The sequence below is a fragment of the Spirochaetota bacterium genome, from assembly GCA_038043445.1.
Classification (GTDB): Bacteria; Spirochaetota; Brachyspiria; order Brachyspirales; family JACRPF01; genus JBBTBY01.
In genome coordinates this window covers 1-8,159 of the sequence record JBBTBY010000141.1, presented here as the reverse complement: position 1 = coordinate 8,159, position 8,159 = coordinate 1, and the positions used below count along the sequence as shown (strand labels likewise).

Genomic DNA, 8,159 nt, shown 5'->3' with positions numbered 1-8,159 from the left:
GAAGGAACGATACGCCGCGTGGTGGGGTACATCACCCGTGAGCGGGGGCTGTTCATCGGCGGCATCGCGGTCAGTATCGTTCTTGCGGCGGTCAATGTCGTCCCGCCGCTCATGGGCCAGTTCGCGATAGCGCTTACCGGCGGCAAGCCGCTCCCCTGGATGGAGCATATCCCCGTGCTGTCTTCCTTCCTCAATGCGAATGCGCCGAGGGAAATGGCCGAGGAGATGATACGCCAGCGCAAGGTAAGTCAGCAATTCATCGTCCTTATCGTCGGCATGGGGGTCTTTGTCATCATGCGGACGGTGTTCGACTTTTTCCGCGGTTATCTCCTTACGGTGCTCGCCAACAGGAGCGGCATCGCCATACGGCGCGATATGGTCCGTGCGCTCACGCATGCCCCGCTCTCGTTCTTCCGCGGGAACAAGGAAGGCGCGATAATAAGCCGTGTGCAGAACGATACCCAGGTGGTGGAAGGATTCGTCTACAGCACGCTCCCCTCGATAATAAACGATCCGCTCATGCTCATGCTGACGCTCGGTATCCTTTTTGCGCTGAGCTGGAAGCTTACGCTCGTGGGGCTCATTGTCGCACCGCTGCTCGCGTATCTCATCACGGTCATCGGCAAGTCGATAGAATCCCTTGTGCACAAGGTGCAGTCGCATATGGAAGATTACACCGCGGTGCTCCAAGAGACGATATACGGCATCGAGGTCGTGAAGATATTCTCCAAAGAGGACGACGCGCATCGTTCGTTCGTGACTTCCACCGGCAATTATCTCCGCGAGAACCGCAAGGCGATATTCGTCCTTTCGCTCACGCGTCCGACAACCGAGTTCATCATGATATTCTCGGCCCTGGGCATCATCGCCTTCGGGGCGCATCTCATTTTCATAAAAGAGATACCGTTCGAATTCCTCTGGGGGTTCATCCTCTTCCTGCTCAATATCGGTCAGCCGATACGGGGCGTGAGCGAACTGTTCGTCAATGTGAAGAAGGCGCAGGCCGCGGGAGAGCGTGTGTTCGAGGTCGTCGATCTTGCGAGCGAGCGCGTGGACGATGCCGATCTGAAAGAGATAACCTTCCGGCGCGGGAAAGTGTCCTTCGAGAAGGTTTGTTTCGGCTATCCCGGCAACGATGAATTCCGCCTCGGGCCGGTAACGCTCACCGTGCGGCCGGGCGAGGTCGCCGCATTCGTCGGCGCATCCGGCGGCGGGAAGAGCACGCTCGTGAACATGATACCGAAGCTTATCATGCCCGTCAGCGGGCGTATCTCCATCGACGGCGAGGACATCACCGGTGTGCGGACGCGTTCCGTACGTTCCACGATCGGCATGGTGGGGCAGGAGAATATCCTCTTCTATGGAACTATCGAGGACAATATCCGCTACGGGGCCGCCGATGTCCCGCATACCGATGTCATCGCGGCGGCAAAGATCGCTCATGCGCATGATTTCATCCTGAAACTGCCGAAAGGATATGAAACGATAATCGGTGAACGCGGGGTCACGCTTTCCGGCGGTCAGCGTCAGCGACTGGCGCTCGCACGCGCTGTCATACGCAAGCCGAAGATCCTCATACTCGATGAGGCGACAAGCGCGCTCGATACCGAAAGCGAGCAGTACATACAGATCGCGCTCGATGACATCATCCATCGTCAGACGACCATCGTCATCGCGCACCGCTTATCGACGGTGAAGCGCGCCGACCGTATCTATGTCATGGAGAACGGGCGTGTCATCGAGTCGGGGACGCATGCGGCGCTCATCAGGCGCGGCGGGAAGTATAAATACCTCTATAGCCTGCAGTTCCGCTGACACCCAAGCGCTCAAATTTTCCACGGAGTCACCTCGGCATCGGATAGAAGCCATCGAACCCAGGGCGCAAAGAAGGAAAAGAAGACCGGATGAAGCGGCCCTTCCTCCGTAGAAAGGGCACTGAACAGGATATGTCTCCTGTCCGGCTTTTTTACTGCCGAAATTCATCCCATAAGCCGCACAATTCAGGCTATAGATAACAAATTCTATTCCGCAGGCTGCGTATCCCAGGTTGCGGAGTTTATAACCTGAACTGCGCTCGCTATAAACCTCTCCATGAAGGGCGTGGACTGCGTTACGGACCGCATATCCTATTCCCTGTGCTGTGTAACATTGGTCAAGCATAGAATGTCCTGTTCGATGGCGGCCGTGAACTCAGCCGGGTGCCTTGCAGCCTTGTCATTGTTGGGGACGGCCAAGGTCGGGTTCAGCGCAGCCTTGTGTACGGTGGCTATAGACTAATATTTTGACGCCAAAACGCACCCCTAACCCCCGGCCCCTTTCCCCTCTGAGAAGGGAAAGGGGGGAAGACGACATTTTCTGTTGTATCAATATTGTATTGTAGAATGGACAGGTTCGTCATATAATCGCTTGATCGAGGAAATTGCGCGGCGGACTATTCTCAAAAGTGAAACTTGATGAATAAAAAAGCATCGTCAGAAAGGATTATTTGCTGAAATGTGCTCAAAATCGATGCTATTCCACTGGCAAAACAAAAACGCATTGTCGCAAAGGGTGATGAATTAATGGTACTCTGCAATAATCTTGAAAAGCAGATCGGAGATGAGGAGGGGTAGCGGCGCCCCCTGAGCCCGTCGAAGGGCGGAGATATTTGATGCGGTATTGGCGAAAATTTGATTTATTCGTGTTTATTCGTGTGCGCCTGTGCTGAGCCGATGGACTGAGCTTGTCGAAGTCTTGTCGATGCATTCGTGGATTAAATCTTCCGAAGAGGTAATCCACGAATGAACACCAATGAACACGAATGGGAGAACTGAATGGCAGGCAATAATGACTGACTGCAATCTATATCGGCCAGTTAACCCGAAATCAATTAAACCGGAACTGGTAGTAATTATTGGGAATGGAGCAATAAAAAATGGAACCATGCCATTATTACACCATTTTAATAGCAAGAGGATGTATTACACTCCACGCGAAGCTATTGCAGCGTTAGGAGAATGCACTTTTTTATATAAAGTAGCAAGAAATAATTTGCTTGGCGAAATCATCAAGAATGCTGATCCTTCAAAGATCAGCGCATACAAAGATACGATTGATAAGTTTTTTATATTTACAAATGAATTGGCGCAACAGTTTAAGGCGCATCATTATGGATTGGAGTTTAATTCAGAGATTGAAATAATTAAAAAGCGTACGGGCGGAAAAGAATCTGGAGTTATCTCTACGAATTGGGATGAATGCGCCTGGGAAAAGACCTCGGGAAACGAGTGCTTATTCCCAAATATTATTCAAATACATGGCCGTTGCTCAGACCATGCTTCATTAATATTGCCAACTGAGCTGACAACTGATGACGAGATAAAGAGAATAACAGGTCTTATTCAAGACAAGAAAATGGGTGATGAAGCATACAATGCAATAGTGAATCGGCTAGATACGTATGGTTGTAAAAACTGTATAAATAGAAGAGATCAAAATTCTGGTGAGTAGCTGAGAAATGCCCATTTCGCTGCGATTGAATGGTTAGAAACAGCAAAAGAAATTATTTTTTGGGGGATCGCTTTTAATCCGTATGATGCTGAATTGTTAGCTGTAATCGATGAAACATTAACATTAAGAAAAGATAACAAAGCTAAAGTAACAGTAATTAACACAGATGTTGATACTGCATTGTTGACAGGGAAATTGTGCGGCGTGCCTTCTATCGAGTGGATTAATCCAAATTTGCCAAATACAATACATTCAATAGAAATTAGGAACACGTGAGGCAGATATGATGCTGCCCATTTTCTTGTTCTTCTTCGCGTCTTCGCGTGAGTTCCTCTTTTCCGAATTATATTATTATTGGATCGAAGATGAAGACATGCCTCACGCCAAGCTACCAAGACCGCCAAGAAGAAATTCACGCAGACGATAATTTCTTTTGTACAACATGCGCTCCCCTTTCCCTTCTCAGAGGGGAAAGGGGCCGGGGGATAGGGGTGCGTTTCTCGCGATGATTTTCTCAGGAACGCATCCTCACACTGCTCGGCGTCCTGCCTGTTCTCTTCCTGAAGAACGATGAGAAATAATGCTCGTCATCGAAACCGAGCGTATTCGCGATGCGTCCAATGGGTATGGTCGTATCTTTCAGGTAGAATTTTGCCATCTCTATCCGCCGGTGAAGCACATACCCGTACGGCGTCATGCCGGCGTCTTTTTTGAAGCGCCGCACCGCCTGCGACGGCGAACAGCCTATCAGTTCCGCAAGATCACCGAGGGATATTGCGCTCCCGATATGGTCATCGATATACTGCTTCATCTTCGCGATATCAATATCATACCTGTTCTCCCATGCCCGTGTCTTCTGCGCTATGAAATTTATTATCTCGTGCAGGATGAGCGATGCATCGAAGGCGATGCGCTGGGTATGCCGATGTGCTTCATAGGCACGCTCCCCCGCGCGGTACAATCTCACGAACACAGGCGCGAGGCGTTCACAGCCGCTCACATGGAATACATCGCCCATGCCGTAGAGATGAAGAAGATTCCCGAGGAACGGACCGCGTACGGTTATCCACGTCTTACGGAGCACGTCGCCCTGCGCTGCCGAATACGTATGATCGGAGCCATGGTGCAGGATGAACACATCGTTCTTCTTCAATGAAAAGCTTTTGCCGTTCTCAACAAGGGAACCGCGGCCTTCATGGACGAATTCAACGGCGTACTGATCGGAATCCTTCCGTGATATATGGTACGGTCCTCGCCAATCGCTTTTTCCTATGCACTGCACGATGAGCGGGTATCCGCGCGACTCATACATCGGGAAGGGGAAGATCTCTTCCATGGGCATGCGCATATATTCCACCTCGATGCATGTTTTTTCGATTGCGAATAGTGCGCTTCGATTATACTATAGGGGTACCGTGCGGCAAGAGTGAGCAGGAGCTTATGATGATCAGATATCCGCTTCACCCGATCTTCCTCGGTCTTTGCATGCTATCGCTCAGCATCGCCTGTCATCGGTCGCCGGAAGCGAGCAAGGCGGAACTTTTGCACCGGGGCTATGCGCTCGATCAGCGGACATTTCTCGCCAATGTAAGAACGAACGATGTGTCCGTCGTACGGATGTTCCTCGATGCCGGTATGAGCCCGAACTCCGAGAAAGGATGGCCCCCGCTCATGGTGGCTGCATCTGCGGACAGGTCAGGATCGATGAAACTTCTCCTCGCGCGCGGCGCTCTCATCGATGCGACGAATGCATCGGGGGAAAGCGCATTATGCGAAGCAGCGGCACGGAATATGACGAACGCAGCGCTTGTCCTCATCAATGCAGAAGCGAATGTTTCGACAGCATCCCTCTACGGCTGGCAGGCGATACATTCCGCGGCAAAGAACGGGATCGCACCGGTAGTGAAAGCGCTCCTTGCGCGCTCGGCCGATGTGAATGCGACCACCGTGGACGGGATCACACCGCTCATGCTTGCCGCCTGTTATGGACGGCTGGATATCGCACGCATCCTCATCGACCGCGGCGCGCGCATTCCTGACCGGACGAAATCTGGACTGACCGCGTATGACTTCGCCGTGCGATACGGCTTCACTGCCATAGGGGCGCTTTTAACGCAAGGCGCGGACAGCAATGCCGCGGTGTATCCAACACCAATGGCCGCATCGAACGGGGCGTTCAGTGCTGCGGCATTGCACACTGTCGAGAACGCAAGGCTGATGCGATACGCGGTGATACAGTATTCCCCCGCGCAGAGCGATGCACGGATAGAAGTCATTATCGATGCATCGGTCGGCGGGCGTGTCGTGAGCGTACGTATCGGCGGGGTAGAGGTCATTGACGATCCAAAGCCGATCGCTTCATCGTATATGCAGATAACCGGTATGCCGATACTCTTTCCCGCGCCCAATCGCGTCACCAGCGGAGTCTATCGCATGGGCACGATAAACCACAGCATGCGTATCAGCACGGAACGAGGTGCGCGCAACATCCACGGCATCGCCATTGACGACGCCTGGGCAATGCGATCGCTTACTGCCGATGCACGGTCCGCATCCGCATCGCTGGTGTATGCTGTCGACAGGAATAATCCGCGCTTCGATGCGTTCCCGTATCCGTGTACGCTCACCGTCACGTATACGGTCACGACCAATTCGTTCATCATCGCCTATTCGCTCAGGAACGACGGCAGCGTGGGATTCGATTTCGGTTTTGGAGTACATCCGTATTTCCGCGTCATCGGTCCTGCATCGAATGTCCTTGTGCAATGCGATGCGACGCATGTCCTCGCGCACTCGAACTTCGTCCCCACCGGGGAACGCATCGCGGTGAACGGCACGGCGGACGATATACGGTCGTTCACACCGCTTGCTTCCATGAAGAACGACAATGCCATGTATCCGCTGCGATCGCGTGATGACACCCGCATACGATATACCGCTCTCGGACTGGATATCGCGATGCGGGCAACGGATGACTTCGGTTTCATGGTGCGCTATAATCCTGCGGGGAAGGGCTTCATTGCGCTTGAGCATCAGACGAGCGCTCCCGATGCGCATAATCTCCACGCGAAGGGCATGCGTGATATCGCACGACTCGTGTCCGTGGCCCCGGGGATGACGAAGGGCGGCCGCATCGAATATTCATTCACGCGGGATAAATAATGAAGTACTGTATCTATCAGAAGAAGGAGCATATCATGCGCATCGTATCGATCGTTCTTTTCGCCGCAGCGCTCAATGCGCTCGATGTCGTCCCTGTCGAATGGAAGAATATCGGTCCCGGCGGCGGCGGCTGGGTGCAGTCGCTCCTTGCGAGCAGGCATGACGGCAATGTCGTCTATATCGGCGGCGATGTGGGAGGGTTCTATCGCTCCCGCGACGGCGGGCAGAGCTACACCACGCACAATGACGGGCTTGAGGATTATTGGGTCGAGTGCATCGTTGAACATCCGACCGATACATCCGTCATCTACATCGGCTGTCAATACGGTGTGTATCGAAGCGCCGACCGCGGGAAGACATGGCGCATACTGAGCGACGGTTTCCCGCAGGCGGCCAATTTCAGCTACAGCGCGCCGATCGGTGCACTTGCTATCGATGAGAAGGACCCGAAGGTGCTCTATGCCGGCATCGGAAAGCCCCGGGCGCGGAGCGGGGGTGCCGGCACGGTATATCGGACCACCGACGAGGGTGCGCATTGGACGCGTGTGAACGATGCATCGTCCTTCCCGAAAGATGCCGTCATTACCGCGCTCAGCGTCGACACACGCGACTCGCAGCATCTGTATCTCTGCTGTCAATACGGTTTTTTCCAGAGCACCGACGGCGGTGTTTCATGGCGCAGTACCGTGAGCGGGCTGCCGCATCCATACGTACGGCGAATGGGGGTGTCACGATCGAACCCGGACATCATGTATGTAAGCGTATACGCAAAACCGGGCGAATCGCCGTGGTCGGGCGGGATATTCCGTTCATCCGACGGCGGAAAGACATGGGGCAAAGCATCCGGCGGGCTCAGCGAATACGTTGGAAAAGGATCATCGTGGAAATTGACGGCGCAATACGACTGCATCACAGTTCATCCTTTGGATCCCGACACCGTCTACACAGGCGGCATTGCCTATGTGAGTACGGGCGTGTTCAAAACCGTCGACGGCGGGGTATCGTGGAAGCAAACGCTCGTGCGCACGAATGCGAGTCCCGTATACGGATGGATAGATTTCTGGGGTCCGACCATCGAATGCCTGTCGATGTCGTTCGCGAACCCTGACGTATTGTTCGCGGGAACAGGCGGTCAGATATTCACATCGAAGGACAGCGGCGAAAGCTGGAAGGAAGCATACAGCAGGACGCAGAGCGACGGCAGGATGGCATCGCGCGGATTCGAGATACTCTGTATACGCAAGACCATCGTGCATCCCGAGCGCCCGAAGACGATCTATGTGGGATGCATGGACGTCGGCCTTCTTATTTCCGACGACGCAGGCGCATCGTTTCGGCGTCGAGTCCCGAATGCCAAGGTCAATTCACTGTTCGATATCGTGTTCGACCCCGCTGACCCCCGTCATATGTGGGGCGCGTTCGGCGAGCGCGACTTCGGCGGTATTGGTTTTATCGCGGAATCGAAGGATGGCGGTGATACGTGGACCGAAATAAGCACACCGCAAGCG

5 protein-coding genes are annotated in these 8,159 nt (G+C 53.5%); 4 read left to right on the top strand and 1 reads right to left on the bottom strand.

Annotated elements, in window-relative coordinates; translation table 11 throughout:
* Positions 1 to 1,815 (top strand): ABC transporter ATP-binding protein (locus AABZ39_18430; GenBank protein ID MEK6796760.1); only part of this gene is annotated, 1,815 nt, incomplete at its 5' end.
* Positions 1,816 to 2,790: 975 nt separating this feature from the next.
* A complete protein-coding gene (locus AABZ39_18425; GenBank protein MEK6796759.1) occupies positions 2,791 to 3,489 on the top strand; it encodes a hypothetical protein in 699 nt (232 codons plus the stop codon).
* Positions 3,490 to 4,003: 514 nt separating this feature from the next.
* Here the strand turns inward: AABZ39_18425 and AABZ39_18420 are convergent.
* A complete protein-coding gene (locus AABZ39_18420; protein ID MEK6796758.1) occupies positions 4,004 to 4,837 on the bottom strand; it encodes an AraC family transcriptional regulator in 834 nt (277 codons plus the stop codon).
* A gap of 95 nt (positions 4,838 to 4,932) precedes the next feature.
* Here AABZ39_18420 and AABZ39_18415 point away from each other — a divergent pair, with 95 nt between their 5' ends.
* Positions 4,933 to 6,651, top strand: coding sequence for an ankyrin repeat domain-containing protein (locus AABZ39_18415; GenBank protein ID MEK6796757.1), 1,719 nt, complete (start codon positions 4,933 to 4,935; stop codon positions 6,649 to 6,651).
* Positions 6,651 to 8,159, top strand: a 1,509-nt coding sequence (locus AABZ39_18410; protein MEK6796756.1) for a hypothetical protein, incomplete at its 3' end; no start/stop codon positions are given. The genes AABZ39_18415 and AABZ39_18410, both read left to right, overlap by 1 nt.